The sequence below is a fragment of the Agromyces sp. H66 genome, from assembly GCF_004959775.1.
Classification (GTDB): Bacteria; Actinomycetota; Actinomycetes; order Actinomycetales; family Microbacteriaceae; genus Agromyces.
This window is the reverse complement of record NZ_SJZG01000001.1, coordinates 382,628-400,664: the sequence shown is the minus strand read 5'-3', so window position 1 is coordinate 400,664 and position 18,037 is coordinate 382,628. Positions and strand designations below refer to the sequence as shown.

Annotated in this window: 13 protein-coding genes; 3 read left to right on the top strand and 10 right to left on the bottom strand. The window is 70.8% G+C overall.

The window, feature by feature from the left end; genetic code table 11:
- Positions 1–2: 2 nt before the first annotated feature.
- Entirely contained in the window at positions 3–1,604 is a 1,602-nt protein-coding gene (aceB, locus tag EZM51_RS01930) for a malate synthase A (protein WP_136706498.1), read from the bottom strand.
- A gap of 130 nt (positions 1,605–1,734) precedes the next feature.
- Between aceB and EZM51_RS01925 the strand changes: the two genes are divergently transcribed.
- From EZM51_RS01925 to xdhC, 3 genes are read left to right on the top strand one after another with little or no spacing between them, the layout of a single operon-like run.
- Positions 1,735–3,243, top strand: a complete 1,509-nt coding sequence (locus EZM51_RS01925; RefSeq protein WP_136706496.1) for an FAD binding domain-containing protein — start codon at positions 1,735–1,737, stop codon at positions 3,241–3,243.
- Complete coding sequence (gene xdhB, locus EZM51_RS01920; RefSeq protein WP_136706494.1) at positions 3,240–5,675, top strand: xanthine dehydrogenase molybdopterin binding subunit; 2,436 nt, start codon at positions 3,240–3,242, stop codon at positions 5,673–5,675. Before EZM51_RS01925 ends, xdhB begins: the two co-directional genes overlap by 4 nt.
- Positions 5,676–5,688: 13 nt before the next feature.
- Entirely contained in the window at positions 5,689–6,528 is an 840-nt protein-coding gene (gene xdhC, locus EZM51_RS01915; protein ID WP_136706492.1) for a xanthine dehydrogenase accessory protein XdhC, read from the top strand.
- Here the strand turns inward: xdhC and EZM51_RS01910 are convergent.
- The 9 genes from EZM51_RS01910 to EZM51_RS01870 form a co-directional block, all read right to left on the bottom strand.
- Positions 6,509–8,185, bottom strand: a complete 1,677-nt coding sequence (locus EZM51_RS01910) for a D-arabinono-1,4-lactone oxidase (RefSeq protein ID WP_349236052.1) — start codon at positions 8,183–8,185, stop codon at positions 6,509–6,511. The genes xdhC and EZM51_RS01910 overlap by 20 nt on opposite strands.
- Before the next feature lie 10 nt (positions 8,186–8,195).
- Positions 8,196–9,185: an arabinan endo-1,5-alpha-L-arabinosidase gene (locus EZM51_RS01905; protein ID WP_136706490.1), complete on the bottom strand. Its 990-nt coding sequence runs from the start codon at positions 9,183–9,185 to the stop codon at positions 8,196–8,198.
- Positions 9,186–9,235: 50 nt separating this feature from the next.
- Positions 9,236–10,747 (bottom strand): alpha-N-arabinofuranosidase, encoded by a 1,512-nt coding sequence (locus EZM51_RS01900; protein ID WP_136706488.1) that lies wholly within the window; start codon positions 10,745–10,747, stop codon positions 9,236–9,238.
- 82 nt (positions 10,748–10,829) lie between these two features.
- Complete coding sequence (locus tag EZM51_RS01895) at positions 10,830–11,774, bottom strand: carbohydrate ABC transporter permease (RefSeq protein WP_136706487.1); 945 nt, start codon at positions 11,772–11,774, stop codon at positions 10,830–10,832.
- The gene (locus tag EZM51_RS01890) at positions 11,774–12,730 is read right to left on the bottom strand and encodes a sugar ABC transporter permease (protein WP_248305413.1); all 957 of its coding nucleotides are present in this window, start codon (positions 12,728–12,730) and stop codon (positions 11,774–11,776) included. Before EZM51_RS01890 ends, EZM51_RS01895 begins: the two co-directional genes overlap by 1 nt.
- An 88-nt stretch (positions 12,731–12,818) precedes the next feature.
- Positions 12,819–14,147 carry an extracellular solute-binding protein gene (locus EZM51_RS01885; RefSeq protein WP_136706485.1) on the bottom strand — a complete coding sequence of 443 codons (1,329 nt, stop codon included), beginning with the start codon at positions 14,145–14,147 and terminating at the stop codon, positions 12,819–12,821.
- A gap of 190 nt (positions 14,148–14,337) precedes the next feature.
- Entirely contained in the window at positions 14,338–15,420 is a 1,083-nt protein-coding gene (locus tag EZM51_RS01880) for a LacI family DNA-binding transcriptional regulator (protein ID WP_136706483.1), read from the bottom strand.
- A 64-nt stretch (positions 15,421–15,484) separates the two neighbouring features.
- Positions 15,485–16,318 (bottom strand): phosphatase PAP2 family protein, encoded by an 834-nt coding sequence (locus EZM51_RS01875; protein WP_136706482.1) that lies wholly within the window; start codon positions 16,316–16,318, stop codon positions 15,485–15,487.
- 244 nt (positions 16,319–16,562) lie between these two features.
- Positions 16,563–17,843: a multidrug effflux MFS transporter gene (locus EZM51_RS01870; RefSeq protein WP_136706480.1), complete on the bottom strand. Its 1,281-nt coding sequence runs from the start codon at positions 17,841–17,843 to the stop codon at positions 16,563–16,565.
- Between the last annotated feature and the right edge of the window lie 194 nt (positions 17,844–18,037).

The following is an 18,037-nucleotide window of genomic DNA, read 5'->3' as shown; positions in this document are numbered from 1 at the left end:
GCTCACTCCAGCAGCTCGTAGGCGGGGAGGGTGAGGAAGTCGACGTACTCCTCCGAGAGGCAGATCTCGGCGATGAGCCGTGCCGCCGGCTCGACGTGGGCGGAGAACCGGTCGGGCGGAACCTCCGCACGCAACCGCTCGACCTCCTCGTCGAGCGCCCGGCGCACGAGTTCGGGGGTGACCGTGCGTCCGGTGTCGGCGAGCACGACGCGATGCCGGAGGTGCTGCCACACCTGCGAGCGCGAGATCTCCGCCGTCGCGGCATCCTCCATCAGGTTGTGGAGCGCGACCGCGCCGTCGCCCGACAGCCAGGCGGCCAGGTAGGCGACGGCCACCGAGACATTCAGCCGCAGCCCCGCCTCGGTGACCGAGCCGGCCGCGGAGGCGACGTCGAGGAGCTCGTCCGCCGTCACGTCGACCTCGGGCCGCTGCCGGTCGAACTGGTTCGGCCGGTCGCCGAGGACCGCGTCGAACACCTCGCGGCACACGGGGACGAGGTCGGGGTGCGCGACCCACGACCCGTCGAACCCGTCGCGCGCCTCGCGCTCCTTGTCGGCGCGCACCTTCTCGATGGCGGCCGCGGTGACCTCGGGGTCGGCTCGGTTCGGCACGAACGCCGCCATGCCGCCCATCGCCGCGGCCCCGCGCCGGTGGCAGGTCGCGACGAGGAGCTCGGTGTACGCGCGCATGAACGGTGCGGTCATCGAGACCGACGCGCGATCGGGCACGACGAACTCGGGGCCGGCGTCGCGGAACACCTTGATGAGGCTGAACAGGTAGTCCCAGCGGCCGGCGTTGAGACCCGAGGCGTGGTCGCGCAGTTCGTGCAGGATCTCGTGCATCTCGAAGGCCGCGGGGATGGTCTCGATGAGCACGGTGGCGCGGATGCTGCCGGCCGGGAGCCCGAGGCGGTCCTCGGCGTACGTGAACACGTCGTTCCAGAGTCGCGCCTCGAGGTGGCTCTCGAGCTTGGGCAGGTAGTAGTACGGCCCGTGGCCGTTCGCGAGGAGCTGCTCGGCGGTGTGGAACACGTGCAACCCGAAGTCGACGAGCGAGCCCGAGGCCCTGACCCCGTCGACGAGCACGTGCTTCTCGGGCAGGTGCCAGCCGCGGGGCCTGGCGACCACGGTGGGGCGTCGGATGTCGCCGCGGAGCGCGTACGCCTTGCCCTCGGGGGACGTGTAGGCGAGCGTGCCGCGCGCGGCGTCGCGGAGGTTGCGGATGCTCCCCACGACGTTGTCCCACGTGGGACTCGACGCGTCCTCGAGGTCGGCGAGCCACACCCGCGCGCCGGAGTTCAGGGCGTTGATCGCCATCTTCGCGGGGTTCGCCGGACCGGTGATCTCGACCCGGCGGTCGGTGAGCGCCTCGGGCGCGGGCGGCACGTACCAGTCGCCCTCGCGGATGTGCCGGGTCTCGGGGAGGAAGTCGAGGCGCTCCTCGCCACGCGCGATGCGGTCGCGGCGGGCGACTCGTGCGGTGAGCAGCTCGCGGCGCCGGGCGTCGAAGCGGGCATGCAGTTCCTCGACGAACGCGAGTGCGGCGGCGGTGAGGATCTCCTCGCCGCCCGCGACGTCGGTGGCACGGGCGATCTCGATGGTCATGCGGTCTGCCGCTCCCCTCCGGGCTGTGGGTCCACACGCTCAGCCTCATCTTCGCGCAGATGCGCACGCGGCGTAACCGGAACATGCTGTGCATCGCGGCGTAGACTCGCGAGACAAGGGGAGTTCGACCATGGATCACATCGCCGTGACGGTCAACGGGCAGCGCCGCCCGTTGCGAGGTGTCTCCGCGCACACGACGGCGCTCGACTGGCTGCGCGAGCAGGGGCTCACCGGGTCGAAGGAGGGGTGCGCCGAGGGCGAGTGCGGTGCCTGCGCCGTGCTGCTCGCGACGCCCGACGAACAGGGCGGCACGCGGTGGACGGCGGTCAACGCGTGCCTCGTGCCGGCCGCCGCCCTCGACGGCCAGGAGGTCGTCACGGCGGAGGGCCTCGGCACCCCCGAGCACCTCCACCCCGTGCAGGCCCGGCTCGCGGAGGCGGGCGGATCGCAGTGCGGCTACTGCACACCGGGGTTCGCGTGCAGCATGGCGGCCGAGTTCTACCGCGCGGATCGGGTACCCAGGGGCACGACGGATGCCACGGGCACGACGGATGCCACGGGTGGGCAGGATGTCGCCGGCGAGACGGATGCCGCAGCCGACGCCGCGCACGGGCCGAACGGGTTCGACCTGCACGCCCTCAGCGGCAACCTGTGCCGGTGCACGGGCTACCGTCCCATCCGGGACGCCGCGTTCGCGCTCGGCGCCCCCGAGGCCGGCGACCCCCTCGCCGAGCGACGTGCCCGGCCCGCACCCGAGCCGAGCACGACGCTCCTCGAGTTCGACGGAGAACGGTTCATCCGCGCCTCCTCGCTCGACGAGGCGCTGCGGGTGCTCGCCGAGGAGCCGGAGGCCGTCGTCGTCGCGGGCTCGACCGACTGGGGCGTCGAGGTGAACCTCCGCGGGCGGCGCGCACCCCTCACGCTGGCGATCGACCACCTCCCCGAGCTGCGCGCCGTCACCTTCGGCGACGCCTCGGTCGAGATCGGCGCCGCGCTGCCGCTGACCGACGTCGAACGCCGCCTGGACGGCCGGGTGCCGCTGCTCGCCGACCTCTTCCCGCAGTTCGCATCGCCCCTCATCCGCAACCGCGCCACGATCGGCGGCAACCTCGGCACCGCTTCGCCCATCGGCGACCTGGCTCCCGCGCTCCTCGCACTCGAGGCGCGCGTCGTGCTCGTCACGGGCGAGGGCGAGCGCGAGGTCGACCTCGCGGAGTTCTTCACCGGGTACCGTCAGACGCTCCGGCGCGACGGCGAACTCATCCGAGCGGTGCGCATCCCGCTGCCGCTCGCGCCGTTCACCGCCTTCCACAAGATCGCGAAGCGGCGCTTCGACGACATCTCGAGCGTCGCCGTGGGGTTCGCCCTCGACCTCGACGACGGGATCGTCGCCTCGGCGCGCATCGGCCTCGGCGGCGTGGCCGCGACCCCGCTTCGCGCCCGCGCGACCGAGGCGGTGCTGGCGGGACGCCCGTGGGACCTCGACACCGTGCAGGAGGCGGCATCCGTGCTCGCCTCGGAGGGCAGCCCCATGTCGGATCACCGGGCGAGCGCGCAGTACCGGTCGCGCATGCTGGGCACCGCGATCGAGAAGCTGTACCGCGCCGGCTCGGGAGCCCGTATGGAGGTGCCGGCATGAGCGAACTCGCCGCACGCCCGGCGCATCCCGCCGTCGGGCAGCCGCTTCCGCACGAGAGCGCGGCGCTGCACGCCACGGGTGCCGCCGCGTACACCGACGACCTCGCCATCCGGCGGCGCGACGTGCTCACGGCGTGGCCCGTGCAGTCCGAGCACGCGCATGCCCTCGTGTCCCTCGACGTGCGCGACGCCCTCACCGTTCCCGGCGTCGTGCGGGTGCTCACCGCCGCCGACGTGCCCGGTGCCAACGACGCCGGCAGTTCGGGCGACGAGCCGCTGTTCCCGAGCGAGGCGATGTTCCACGGGCACGCACTCGCGTGGGTGCTTGCCGAGGACGCCGAGTCCGCTCGGCTGGGCGCGGCGGCGGTGAAGGTGGCGTACGACCCGCTCCCGTCGATCGTGACCGCGGCCGAGGCGATCGAGGCGGGCTCGTTCCAGGGCATCCCCCGCACGATCCGCCGTGGCGATCCCGAGCGTGCGCTCGCCGCCGCACCGCACGTGTTCGAGGGCACCACGCTCATCGGTGGGCAGGAGCACTTCTACCTCGAGACGCACGCCTCGCTGGCGCACGTCGACTCCGAGGGGCAGGTGTTCGTCGACTGCAGCACGCAGAACCCCAGTGAGGCGCAGCACATCGTGGCGCACGTGCTCGGCGTGCCGAGCAACCGCGTCACGGTGCAGTCGCTCCGCATGGGCGGCGGGTTCGGCGGCAAGGAGGTGCAGCCGCACGGATTCGCCGCGATCGCCGCCCTCGGGGCGACGCTCACGGGCCGACCGGTGCGCGTGCGACTCACCCGCACGCAGGACCTCACGATGACCGGCAAGCGGCATCCGTTCCATGTGGAATGGAAGGCCGGGTTCGACGACGACGGGCGCATCCTGGCCCTCGCGACGACCCTCACCTCCGACGGCGGCTGGTGCCTCGACCTCTCGGAGCCCGTCACGGCCCGCGCGCTCATGCACGTCGACAACGCGTACTGGATCCCCGACGTCGTCATCCAGGGTCGCATCGCGAAGACGAACACGACGTCGCAGACGGCGTTCCGTGGATTCGGCGGTCCCCAGGGCATGCTCGTGATCGAGGACATCCTGGGGCGGGTGGCGCCGATCCTCGGGATCGACGCGGCCGCGCTCCGCGAGCACAACTTCTACGTGGCGGGCCAGACGACGCCTTACGGACAGCCGGTGCGCCACGCCGAGCGCCTGCACGAGGTGTGGGCCCGCGTGCGACACGAGAGCGCGTTCGACGAGCGTCGCGTGCGGATCGCGGCGTTCAACGCCCGGCATCCCGACACGAAGCGTGCGCTCGCCATCACGCCGGTGAAGTTCGGCATCTCGTTCACGCTCACCGCCTACAACCAGGCCGGCGCACTCGTGCACGTCTATCAGGACGGCTCCGTGCTCATCAACCACGGCGGCACCGAGATGGGGCAGGGCCTGCACACGAAGATGCTGCAGGTCGCGGCCACCGCCCTCGGCGTCCCCCTCGAGACGGTTCGCCTCGCGCCGACGCGCACCGACAAGGTGCCGAACACCTCGGCGACGGCCGCGTCATCGGGCGCCGATCTCAACGGCGGCGCGGTCAAGCACGCGTGCGAGCAGATCCGCGAGCGGATGGCCGCGGTCGCCGGGCGCCTGCTCGGCATCGACGCGCGCGACGTGCGCTTCTCCCGGGGCCGGGTGTCGGGCATCGGCACCACGGGCCCCTCGGTGCCGTTCGCCGAGGTCGTCCGGGCCGCCTACGAGCAGCGCGTGCAGCTCTTCGCCGCCGGGTACTACCGCACCGAGGGACTGCACTGGGACACCGAGGCCATGCAGGGCTCGCCGTTCAAGTACTTCGCCTATGGCGCCGCCGCGTGCGAGGTCGAGGTCGACGGGTTCACCGGCATGTACCGCATCCGCCGGGTCGACATCGTGCACGACGTGGGCGACTCGCTCTCGCCCGTCGTCGACCTCGGCCAGGTCGAGGGCGGCTTCGTGCAGGGCGCCGGGTGGCTGACGCTCGAGGACCTGCGCTGGGACGAGAGCGACGGACCCGGGCGCGGGCGCCTCCTCACCCAGTCGGCGAGCACCTACAAGCTGCCCAGCTTCTCGGAGATGCCCGAGGAGTTCAACGTGCACTTCTTCGAGCGGGCCACCGAGGACGGCGTCGTCTACGGCTCGAAGGCCGTCGGCGAACCCCCGCTCATGCTCGCGTTCAGCGTGCGCGAGTCGATCCGCGAGGCCGTCGCGGCGTTCGGCCCGGCCGGGCACAGCGTCGAGCTCGCCTCGCCCGCGACGCCCGAAGCGGTGTTCTGGGCGATCGAGGCGTCGCGCCGTGCGGCGACGGCGGGCGGCCGCGATGGCGATGGCGGCGACGACGAGCGAGCGGATGCCTCGGGGCGCGGGACTGCGGCCGACGCCGAACGCCCGCTCGTGCCCTTCGACCGCTGACGGGAGACTCGCCGTGGACTGGGTCGACGCCCTGCAGCGCCTTCGGACGGAGCGCACGCCGTCGGTGCTCGTCACGCTCGCCATGGTGCGCGGACACGCGCCCCGCAACGGCGGCGCCAAGATGGTCGTCTCGGCCGACGGGCTCTTCGGCACGGTCGGCGGCGGCAATCTCGAGGCCACCGCGATCGCCCGCGCGCGCGAGCTGCTCGTCGACGGGGCATCCGAACCCGAACTGCTGACGCTGACGCTCAGCGACAAGACCACGACCGAGTACGGCGTGCAGTGCTGCGGAGGAGAGGTCACCATGCTGCTGGAACCCGTGCGCGTCGTGCCGACGGTCGCGATCTTCGGCCTCGGGCACGTCGGGCTGGAGCTCGCGCGCATCCTGAGCCGGCAGCCGCTGCGGCTCGACCTGATCGACTCGAGATCGGAGATGCTGGCGCCCGATCGCCTCGGCGTGCCGGGCGAGCGCGGCATCCTCGCCGACGCCGTGGCCGACGTGCAGGTACATCACCTGCCGGTGCCGGAGTCGGCGCTCGCCGACCTGCCGCCGGGCGCGCACGTGCTCATCATGACCCACGACCACGTCGAGGACCTCGCCATCTGCGACACCGCGCTGCGCACCGACGGCCTCGCGTCGATCGGGCTCATCGGCTCGCGGTCGAAGTGGGCGCGATTCCAGCAGCAGCTCCGCGAGGCGGGTCACGACGACGCGGCGCTGGCACGGGTGACCACGCCGATCGGGATTCCGGGCATCCGCTCGAAGGACCCGGCCGCGATCGCGGTGAGCGTGGCGGCGCGCATACTGCAGCTCATCGAGGAGTCGGCGGCGGTCAGAGGCCCAGCCGCGTGAGGAACGCGTTGCGCAGCCGGCCCTCGGGGTCGAACCGTGCGCGCAGGGCGGCGAAATCGTCGAAGCGCGGGTAGCGGCGGCGCAGTTCCTCGCCGGGCAGCGTGAAGAGCTTGCCCCAGTGCGGGCGAGCCGTCACGGGCAACGCGGCTTCGAGGTCGGGCAGCAGGGCCATGACCGCGGGCTGGTCGGGCTTCCACGTGAAGTGCACGGCCACGACGTCGGTGCCGTACGCCGGGCTCAGCCGGAGGTCGTCGGCGCGCACCGTGCGCACCTCGCACACCTGCAGCAGCGGCGCGATGCGACCGGCGAGGCTCCGCACCGCCTCGATCGCGGCGACCGCATCGACCCGCGGCACGAGGTACTCCGACTGCAGCTCCTCCCCCGCCGACGGCGTGAACTCGAGCCGGAAGTGCGGCAGGCGCTCGTGCCACGGTCCTGGTGCGCCGAGTTGGGTCGTGCAGGCGTCGGCGGGAAGGCCGATGATCGGATGCCTCGGCACCGTCGCCGCGCGGGCGCCGAGACGCGCGACGACCGCGCGGCGCTGCGCCGCGGCATCCCCGTCGATCGGAAGCCGCTGCTTCACCCAGAGCTGGTCGGCGACGTCGGTGCGTGCCCACGTCGTGAAGATGCTGACGCTCGTGCCGAGCGACGTGACCGCGTCGAGGTCATCGAGGATCGCGTCCCATCCGGGCCCCTCGAACACCGTCTGCGCCACGTCGTAGGTCGGCTCCACCTCGAGCTCGAGGGCGGTGACGAGTCCGAACGCGCCGAGGTGCACGACGGCGCCGGCGAAGTCGTCGTCGCCGCGCTGCAGGAGGCGGTGTTCTCCGTCAGGCGTCAGGAACCCGATCGCCCGCACCGCGGTCGCGAGCGAGCCGATGCGATCGCCCGAGCCGTGCGTTCCGGTGGCGATGGCCCCGGCGGCCGAGATGTGCGGCAGTGAGGCGAGGTTGGCGAGCGCGAGCCCGCGTTCGTGCAGCCGCGGCGCGAGGTCGCCGTAGCGGAGCCCGCCGGTCAGTCGCACCACGCCCTCGGCGCTGCCCGTGTCGACGTGCGTCGGCAGCCGATCGGTCGCGATGAGCGTGCCGTCGGTGTCGGCGAGGTCGTTGAAGGTGTGGCGGGTGCCGAGGTAGCGGATCGGCCCGCCCTCGGCGAGGATGCGCCGCAGCTCCCCGATCGACGTCGGGTGCACCACTCGGGCTGCACGGTATGCGAGGTTGCCGGCCCAGTTGCGGCGGTCGGCTGCGTCGCCGGGTTCGGCGGGTCCCGGAACGCCGCCCGCAGCAAGCACCCTGAACGCATCGGCGGCGGCGCGGTTGGTGGCGATTTCGTCGGAACGCAAACGCTCGCGTACCGGCCGCCGACTCGTCTCGACCTCGAAGTCCGCGCCGAGCTCGGTCGCGAGCCGGCGGGCCAGCCGCGCGCCGCGATCGTCGAGGCCGACCCGATCGTCGGATTCCGCCGTTGACGCGACCGCCGGCCGGTCGTCGGCGAGCGCCCGATCCTCGACCTCCCGTGCCCACGCCGTCAGGTCGGCGACGAGGCCCGGCGAAAGTCGGGTGTGGTCGAACGGCACGGGGTCGTACCCGAGCCAGATCGGGCTCGACGCGTGGTCGGCGAACAGCCGCACCGGAATGGGCCCCACGGGCTCGGTCACGTGTCTCCTCTCACCAATGCAGCACGGGCCATCCGTCGCCGTCCCAGTCGATCGGCACGAGCGCGAGCCGGAACTGCCCGTTGAGATCCCGGTCGTAGTAGTGCAGCGCCATCATCCCATCGGCGATCGACTGGCCGCCGGGCCCGACGCGCGACCCCTCGGTCTCGAGCAGCACGGTGCCGCCGTCGTCGAGGAGGGGAACGCCGTCGCGGTCGACGAACGGGCCGGTCGGAGCATCCGCTCGCCCGACCGCGATCTTGTAGGTGCTGTCGGCTCCCTGGCAGCAGCTGTCGCGCGAGACGAAGAGGAACCAGTCGCCGTCGTGCTCGACGAGGTACGGCGCCTCGATCGCGTTCGGCGGCGCGCCGCGGTCGGCGAGCCGCAGCGGCTCGGCGGCGTCGGCGCGGAGCCCGCTCGGCCACTGGAGCTCGACCATGCGGATGCCGCTCCAGAACGAGCCGAACGCGAGCCATGGCGTGCCCTCGTCGTCGGTCGCGACACCGGGGTCGATGGCGTTGAAGTCGTCGCCCGGCTCCGATGCGATCACGGGTCCCCGGTCGACCCAGTCGTAGGCCGGGTCGTCGGGATCGAGGGTGGTGTTCGTCGCGAGCGCGATGACCGAGGTGTTCTTGCCGAACGTCGACGCCGAATAGTAGAGGTACCATGTGCCGTCGTGCTCGACGAGCTCGGGCGCCCACAGGTTGTCGACGCCGCGCACGGTCTCGCCGATCCACTCGGGCTTCTCGTCCCACACCTCGCCTTCGTAACGCCAGGCCCGCCCGTCGCTGGAGGAGCGCACCTGGATGTTCCCGTCGGCGACAGTGCCGTTTCCGGTGGAGTAGACGTACCAGGTGCCGTCGTCCTTCGCGATCGCCGGATCGTGCGTTGAGAGATCGCCGGTGAGGTCCCACACGCCGGGCGGCGCGCATCCCGCCAGGAGCAGGGCGGCGACGGATGCCACGGCCGCGGCGACCGCGGCCGGGCGTCCGCGCCGCGGCATCCGACCGATGCGGCGCGGCGGCATGGACGACCGCCGCGCCGCACCGGGCGTCACCCGAGCGACAGCGCGGTCCACGAGACCGGCGGCAGGGTGATCGTGAGCTCGCTGTCCTCGACGCGAACGGAGTCGTTCGGCTTCGGGGCGACGCGCTCGGGCTCTTCGAGGGTGTTCTTCGCGTACACGTCGTCGTCGGCGAGCGTGTGCGACTCCAGCACCGTGCGCGCCCCGAGCGTCGCGATGTCCACGGTGAGCGTCACGGCCTCGTCCTGGCTGCGATTCACGAGGAAGACGGCCGTGCGGTCGGTCTCGGGGTCGTGCGTTGCCACGGCATCGACGATCGGCACCTCGCCGTACTCCCTGGTCGTGTATGTGGGGGCGTCCAGCTTCAGTTCGAGCGCCTCGCCCTGCGCGAGGCGCGACGTGATCGAGAACGGGAAGAACGTGGCCTGGCGCCACGCCGGGCCGCCGGGCTCGGTCATGATGGGCGCGATGACATTCACGAGTTGCGCGAGCGAGGCGCTCGTCACCCGGTCGGCGTGCTTGATGAGCGAGATCAGGAGGTTGCCGAACACCACGGCGTCGGCGACCGAGTAGACGTCTTCGAGGAGGCGCGGAGCGACCGGCCAGTTGTCGATTCCCTCGATCTTGTCGACGTTCTGGAACCGCGAGATGTACCAGACATTCCACTCGTCGAACGAGATGTTCACGTTCTTCTCGCTGCCGAGCACCGCCTTGACATGGTCGGCGGTGGCGACGACCGTCTCGATGAAGCGGTCCATGTCGACCGCCGACGCGAGGAAGCTGCCGAGGTCTCCGTCCTTCTCCTCGTAGTAGGCGTGGCACGAGATGTAGTCGACGTCGTCGTAGGTGTGCGACAGCACGACGCGCTCCCACTCGCCGAACGTCGGCATGTGCGCGCTCGACGAGCCGCACGCCACGAGTTCGACCGAGGGATCCAGTTGTCGCATGGCCTTGGCGGTTCGCGACGCGAGCTTGCCGTAGTCGTCGGCCGACCGATGGCCGAGCTGCCACGGTCCGTCCATCTCGTTGCCGAGGCACCACATCTTCACGCCGAAGGCATCGGTGCGGCCGTTGTCGATGCGACGCTGCGAGAGCGCCGTGCCACCCGTGATGTTCGCGTACTCGAGCAGATCGAGCGCCTCGAGCGTACCCCGCGTGCCGAGATTCACCGCGAGCATGAGGTCGCTGCCGACCTTGTCGAGCCAGTCGGCGAACTCGTGCAGGCCAACCTCGTTCGTCTCGGTCGAGTGCCACGCGAGGTCGAGGCGGCGCGGTCGCTCGGCGCGTGGGCCGACGCTGTCCTCCCAGCGGAACCCCGAGACGAAGTTGCCGCCTGGATAGCGGATCGTCGAGACCCCGAGCTCCTTCACGAGCTCGATGACGTCGGCGCGGAACCCGTCGGCGTCGGCGGTGGGATGTCCGGGCTCGTAGATGCCGTCGTAGACGTGACGGCCGAGGTGCTCGACGAATCCGCCGAACACGCGCCGGTGAACCGGCCCGATCCTGAAGTGCGGGTCGATGGTCAGGCGTGCGGTGGGCATGTACTGCTTTCTGTTTCGGTGTGCGGTGTGGTGACGGATGCCCCGGGCGAGGCATCCGGCGGTCGTGGAGTCGGGTGCAGGGCTACTTGATGCTGCCGATCGAGAGGCCGCCCTGCCAGTAACGCTGGAGGAAGAGGAAGGAGAGGATCAGCGGAAGCACCGAGACGAAGGCGCCCGACGTGATCAGGTTCCAGACCTGCTCGCCGCCCGCGCCGGCGTTGGAGAGTGCCGTCCAGCGATTGAGCCCGACCGTGACGGGGAGCAGCTGAGGGTCGGTGAGCACCGCGAGCGGGAGGAAGAAGTTGTTCCACGTGCCCACCACCGAGAGCAGTAGCACGGTGACGATGGCGGGCTTCAGCAACGGAAGCGCGACCTGGAAGAAGGTGCGCAGCTCGCCGGCGCCGTCGATGCGGGCGGCTTCGAGCATTTCGTCGGGCACGGCGTCCTGCGTGTAGACGCGCATGAGGTAGACGCCGAAGGGACTCAGCAGGCTGGGCAGGATGACGGCCCACGGCGTGTTGATGATGCCGTACTGGCTGAGCAGCATGAACGTCGGGATGACGAGTGCCGTGAGCGGCACCATGACCGAACCGAGGATGACCGTGAACACCGCGCCGCGGCCTCGGAACCGGTACTTCGCGAAGCCGTAGCCCGCGAGGATCGCGAGCGCGGTGGCGCCGAGGCCGCCGGCGAACGCGTACAGGAACGAATTGCCGAGCCACCGCCAGTAGATGCCGCCCTGGTGTGTGAAGAGCCCGGCGATGTTCTCGAACAGGGCGAAATGGTCGTCGAACCAGAACGCCGGGCTGCCGAACAGCCCCGAGGTGTTCTTCGTCGCCGCGACGACGAGCCACCAGATCGGGATGACGAAGTAGATCGCGAGGATCACGAGGAACGCGTGCGAGCCGATGCGACGGCCGCCGCGGCGGCGGCGGTCGCCCGCGCTGCGGTCGGCGTGGGAGGGCACGCCGGTCGCGGTCGTGGCCGGCTCGTCGCGCAGGTCGGTACGGGGTGCGAAGACGCTCATCACTTCAATCCGCTCTGCTTGCGAGTCAGGAACAGGAAGACGTAGGAGCCGGCGAACACGAGGATGCCGAGCGAGAACGCGATCGCCGAGGCGTAGTTGAACTGGCTGTAGGAGAACGCCAGCGAGTACGCGTACATGTTCGGCGTGTAGGCGGCGTCGATGGCACCCTGGGCGATGTTGCGGAGCACGACGGGCTCCGTGAAGAACTGCAGCGTGCCGATGAGCGCGAACGTGATGGCCATCACCATCGACGACGAGATGAGGGGCACCTTGATGCGCAGGGCCGTCTGCCAGCCGTTCGCGCCGTCGATGCGGGCGGCCTCGTAGATCGCCGGGTCGATCGAGCGCAGTGCGGCGTAGATGACGACCATGTAGTAGCCCGACCACTGCCACGTGACCACATTGACGAGGCTGCCGAACACCGTGTCTGCGGCGAGGAAGTCGGGTGAGGGCAACCCGACGACGTCGAAGAGCGTGGCGCTCGGCCCGAATCGCGGGCTGTAGAGGAAGCTCCACATGAGGGCACCGATGACCACGGGGATGGCATACGGCGCGAAGATCAACAGGCGCGAGGCCTTCGCGAGCCGCGTCGCGAGCGTGTCGAGCACGAGCGCCGCAGCCGTCGCCACGATGAGCTGCACGGGGATCATGACGATCGCATAGGCGGCCACCCGAAGGAGCCCTTCGAGGAAGAGCGGATCGGTGAACGCCTTGACGTAGTTCTCCGCGCCCGTGAACCGGGTGCCGGTGGCCAGCGTCGAGGTGAACAGGCTCATGCCGAAGGCGTAGAACAGGGGGAAGACGAGGAAGAGCGCGAACACGACGAGGAACGGGGTCACGAAAAGCCAGCCCCAGCGTTGCCGTCGGCGCTCGAGGCTCGACCCGCCCGACGGGCGGTTCCCCCGCGCGGGCGCTGCGGGCGCCGGCTGCGCCGGCAGTGTGGTCTGCATGGTCATTGGCGTCGATTCCTAGGTCGGACGGGCCGGTCGGGTCGGGCATCGGGGATGCCGCGCCCCGGCGGAGAGGCCGGGACGCGGCATCCGCTCACTTCAGGCTGAAGCCCTGCTCGGTGGCGTACTGCTCGAGGGAGGCCTGCAGGTCGTCGAGGGCCTGGTCGGAGGCCTTCTCGCCCTGCACCATGGCGTAGAGCTGCTCGGTCAGCTGGTCGTAGGCGTAGTTCTGGAAGGGGCTGAAGGTGAAGCCCGTGTAGCCCGCGGCCGCCTCGAGGAAGACGTCCTTGTTGATCTGCTGGCCTCCGAAGAACGGGTACTCGAGGTCACGGAAGTAGTCGGACTCGAGGATCGGCTTCCAGAGCGGGAACAGCGCCGCCTTCTCGATGCCGAGCTTCCATGCCTCCTCGGTGCCGAAGATCTCCTTGGCGACGACGGCGGCGGCCTCCGGGTCCTTCGCCTGGCTCGTCACGGCGAACGTGGAGCCGCCCCAGTTGATCTGCACGGGGTTCGCGGCGTCCCACTGCGGAACCGGCGCCGCCTTCCACTCGGCGTCGGCGTCGGCGTCCGACAGCCCGCCGAGGTACCCCGGGCCCCACGCGGCGGCCACGTAGATGGCGTAGCTGCCGTCGACGAGCTTCGTGTTGTAGTCGGCCGTGAACGCGTCGTCGGTGGCCACGAGGCCGCGGGCGACCAGATCGTTCCAGTACGCCAGCACCCGCTTGGAGCCCTCGTCGTTCACCTCGATGCCGATCTCGGTGGGCTTCGCATTGTCGTAGTCGAACGGCACCGAGCCGGCCTGGGCGAAGAGCGCCTGGTTGTACGCGCGGCCGTTGGTCGGGAAGTCGGCAATGACTCCGGGGGCACCCGCGTCCTTCAGGGCCTGTGCCGCCGCCGCGAACTCGTCCCACGTGGTGGGCACGGCGATGCCGTACTGGTCGAGGATGTCCTGGCGGTAGAGCATGCCCATGGGGCCGCCGTCGACGGGAATCGCGTAGACCGCGTCGCCGCTCGAGACGTCCTTCCACGCGCCCTCGGAGTAGTCGCCCTTCACCTCGTCGGCGCCGTATTCGGTCAGGTCGACGAGCGCGTCGCGGATCGAGAAGCTCGAGAGCACCTCGGCCTCGAGCATGATGACGTCGGGAGCGCCCGAGCCCGACTCGATGGCGGTGGAGAACTTCGTGTATTCGTCGTTGCCCTGCCCGGCGTTTGTCCAGCAGACCTGGATCTCGTCGTGCGTCTCGTTGAAGAGGTCGACGACGTCCTCGAAGGCGGGGTACCACGCCCAGACGCTCACTTGCGTCGCGTCGGGATTCACGATCTCGTTGGTGCAGGTTTCCTCTGACGAACCGGCGGAGCAGCCGGTCAGCGCGGCCGCGGCGACGGCGACGACGCCGGACGCGGCCAAGAGCTTCGACTTCATAGCTGTGTGCTTCCTCTCGCGGTGTTGGACACCGTTGTCTCTGGCAATGGGCTCGAGGGCCGCCACGAGGGGGACTCCGCGGCGAGTTCCGAGTCTGTACAACGTTGTAAAGTAAACGTTGTAAAGACATGTTGGCGCGACTGCGGCGACCTGTCAAGCCGAAGTTCGGACTCACGGCCGGCAGATCGCGTCAGGCGTCCGCACCGGCGCCCTGATGGAGGATCGCGCCCGCCGACTCGAGGGCTGCGCTCGCCGAATCGAGGGCGGCGCCCGCCGACTCGCGCTCCGCGATGCGGAAATCCGCGAGCAGGAGACGTGCAGGTTGCTCGGCGTCGGGGTGCTCGATGCGCTCCAGGAGCGTGCGCACGGCCGTCGCCGCAATCCACTCGCGGCCCGGGTCGATGGTCGTCAGCGACGGGATCGAATAGCGTGCCTCGTCGAGATCGTCGAACCCGACGACGGCCACGTCGCCGGGCACCCGCAGCCCGGCCTCCTGCAGCACGCGCATGGCACCGAGCGCGAGCGTGTCGTTCAGCCCGAAGACGGCGTCGAACTCCGCGCCGCGATCGAGGAGTTCGCGCATGCATCGTGCACCGTTGGAACGATGCCAGAGGGTGGTGTAGCCGATGATCGACTCGTCGAAGGGAACGCCGGCCGCGTCGAGCGCCTCGCGGTAGCCGCGCAGGCGCAGCCCGGCGGAACCGATCACTTCGCCCTCGTGCGCCCCGACGATGGCGATGCGACGACGACCCGTACGCAGCAGGAACTCGGTGGCGGCACGCGCCGCCTCGATGTTGCGCATGGTCACGTGATCGGCCGGGCCGTCGAAGATGCGCTCGCCGAGGACCACGAGCGGGTACGGCACGTCCAGTCGATCGACGTCGTCCTGCCCCATGCCGAGCGGACTGAAGATGAGCCCGTCGGTCATCTTCAGTCGAGGACTGCGCAGGAGCTCCAGCTCACGGTCCCGGTCGCCGCCGGTCTGCTCGACGAGCACCACGACGCCCGCCTCCTCGGCCGCCTCGATGACGGATGCCGCGAGCTCGGCGAAGTAGCTGAGCCCGAGTTCGGGCACCGCCAGCGCGATCGCCCCGGTGCGACCGGACCTGAGGCTGCGCGCGGTGAGGTTCGGGGTGTACCCGAGCTCGGCGATCGCCTGCTCCACGCGCTCCCTCGTCGCGGGTCGCACGTGCGGGTAGTCGTTGATCACGTTCGACACGGTCTTGATCGAGACCCCGGCGAGCCTCGCCACGTCATGCAGTGTCGACGCCATGCACCCTCCCAGTGGTTGCGCCGAGTCTACAACGTTGTACTGGCCGATCGCCGCGAGCGACCATTCACTCCCCCGTGTCGCGCGACCGCGCCGGCGGCGTCACGTGCGCCTGCGCGCGCGCGGCGTTGCGCGCCGACACCTCCGTCAACCGCTGCAGGCGCTCGCGCTCGAGCGGCGCCGCGAAGGCGGCCCACATGAGCAGCGCGGCCGCCACGCCGACGAGGATCCCGCCGATCGTGTCCGAGAGCCAGTGCGCGCCGAGATAGGTGCGGCTGACGGCCATCAGCAGCGTGTAGGCGCCCCCGAGCACCCACACCCAGGTGTAGGGCACGATGATGCCGATGGTCACCGCGATGGTCGCCGCATTCGCCACATGCCCCGACGGGAATGATCCGAAGTCGCTGAGCACGATGATGTCCTCGGGTCGGGCCCGTCCGAACAGGTTCTTGAGGAGCTGCACGACGCCCGCGCTCACCGCCGACGCCGCGACGAAGTACAGGGCCGCCCACGGTCGCCGTGCGATGAGCAACGCCGACGCGACCGCGATCGGCACGACGAAGACCCCGACGATCCCTCCCCCGAGTCCGTTCATGAAGAACGAGAACACGTCGCCGATGGGCCCGCGGAACTCGAGGACGTCCTCGGCCCACTCCTCGTCGAACTCGAAGGCGAGCTCACCCGATCTGACCGTGACGAGGAGTCCGAGCAGCGCCGCCGCGATGACGGCCGAGATCCCGCTCACGACGGGGATGCGCCGCCCCAGGCGCTGCGCCTTGGCCTCGCGCTGCTCGGGACGCAGGTCATCGGACACCGTCGGCGTGAGGTCGTGGCCCGTCGCCTCCTGCGCGGTGTCCGGCGCCTCGGCGGGCGGCGTCGCCGGTTCGTCGCGTTCCGTCATCCCACCACGTTAGCCAACGGACGCGAGCGGATGCCGCGGCACGCGCCACGCGGCATCCGCCCGGCTCGAGGCATCCACCTCACCTGCACGACATGGCGGATATACGATCGGACGCGCCGCGAATGTCGCCGATCGCGCGGCATGCCGGATCGTATATCCGCAGGAATGTGCACGTGGATGCCGCGGCACGCACCACGCGGCATCCGCCCGGCTCGAGGCATCCGCCCGGCCACGCCGCGCGCCGTCAGTCGCTGAGCGGCGGCACGGTCATGGGGCGTACGAGCGCCCAGAGCGCGGCGATGGCGACGATCGCGGCGAGCAGCATCACGAATGCCATGGGCACGGCGCTGCCCACGCCGAGCAGGCCGATGAGCGGCGAGATGAGGCCCGCGAGCCCGAAGTTCAGCGCACCGAGGAGCGAGGCGGCCGTGCCGGCCTCCGCGCCGTGGTGCGCGAGCGCGAGCACCTGCACCGCCGGGAACGAGAACCCGCACGCGAGGATGTAGATCCAGAGCGGGATCGCGGTGCCCCAGAAGCCGGCGCCGTTCGAGTCGAGCACCATGATGGACACCGCCATGGCGAGGTGCACGAACGTCGTCGCGGCGAGGATCCACTGCGGGGGCACGGGACCGCGCATGAGCCGGGCGCTCGTCTGCACGCCGACGATGACGCCGATCGAGTTCACCGCGAACAGCAGTCCGTACTCCTGTGCCGTGAAGGCGTACAACTCCTGGAAGAGGAACGAGGACGTCGAGAGGTAGCCGAACAGGCCCGTGAACGTCATGCCGCCGATGACCGCGGCGCCGAGGTAGACGCGGTCGCGGAAGAGCGCGCCGTAACGGTCGCGCAGGGTCGAGTGCCCGGCGACGTGCCGGCGCGACTCGGGCAGTGTCTCGACGATGAGGAACGCGACGGCGGTGACCACGACGACGGCGTAGGCGCCGAGCACCCAGAACACGCCGCGCCAGTCCATGACGGCGAGCAGTTGCGAGCCGATGACGGGCGCGAGCACCGGCGCGAGGCCGTTGACGAGCGCGAGCCGCGAGAGCATGCGCACGAGCGGCTTGCCGCCGAACAGGTCGCGCACCATCGCCATCGCGACCACGCCGCCGGCGGCGGCGCCGAAGCCCTGCAGCAGGCGGAACGCGCTCAGCCAGACGATGTCGGGCGCCAGCGCCGCACCGATGGATGCCGCGATGTGCAGCACCGTGGCCAGGATGAGCGGGAGCCTGCGCCCGACCTTGTCGCTCCAGGGGCCCACGATGAGCTGGCCGAAGCCGAAGCCGACCATGGTGCCCGTGAGCGTGAGCTGCACGGCGGCGGCCGAGACGCCGAGCTCGTCCTGCAGCACGGGGAACGCGGGCAGGTAGAGGTCGACCGTGAACGGCCCGAGCGCCGTGAGCGCGCCGAGCACGAGCACGTAGACGAGGCGCTGGCGGCGTGTGAGGAGGTCGCCGGGGTGCGCGGATGCCGACGTCGTGTGGTCGTCGGGCCTGATGATGGGGATGGAGGTGGTGGAGGACATGCGTGTTCCCGGGCGTGCTGGGGGGTGGCGACGCGCATCATCGGGCGCCGGGAGACGGAAACGACGGCGCCAGTGCGGACGCCGTCGTGGAGTGATCTCGGCCGAGGGGCCTCGAATCGATTCGACTGCCGTTCAGTCTATCGGCAGCACCCCGTGCGGAATCAAGTCCAGGTCGGCGACCAGGGCCCGTCGGC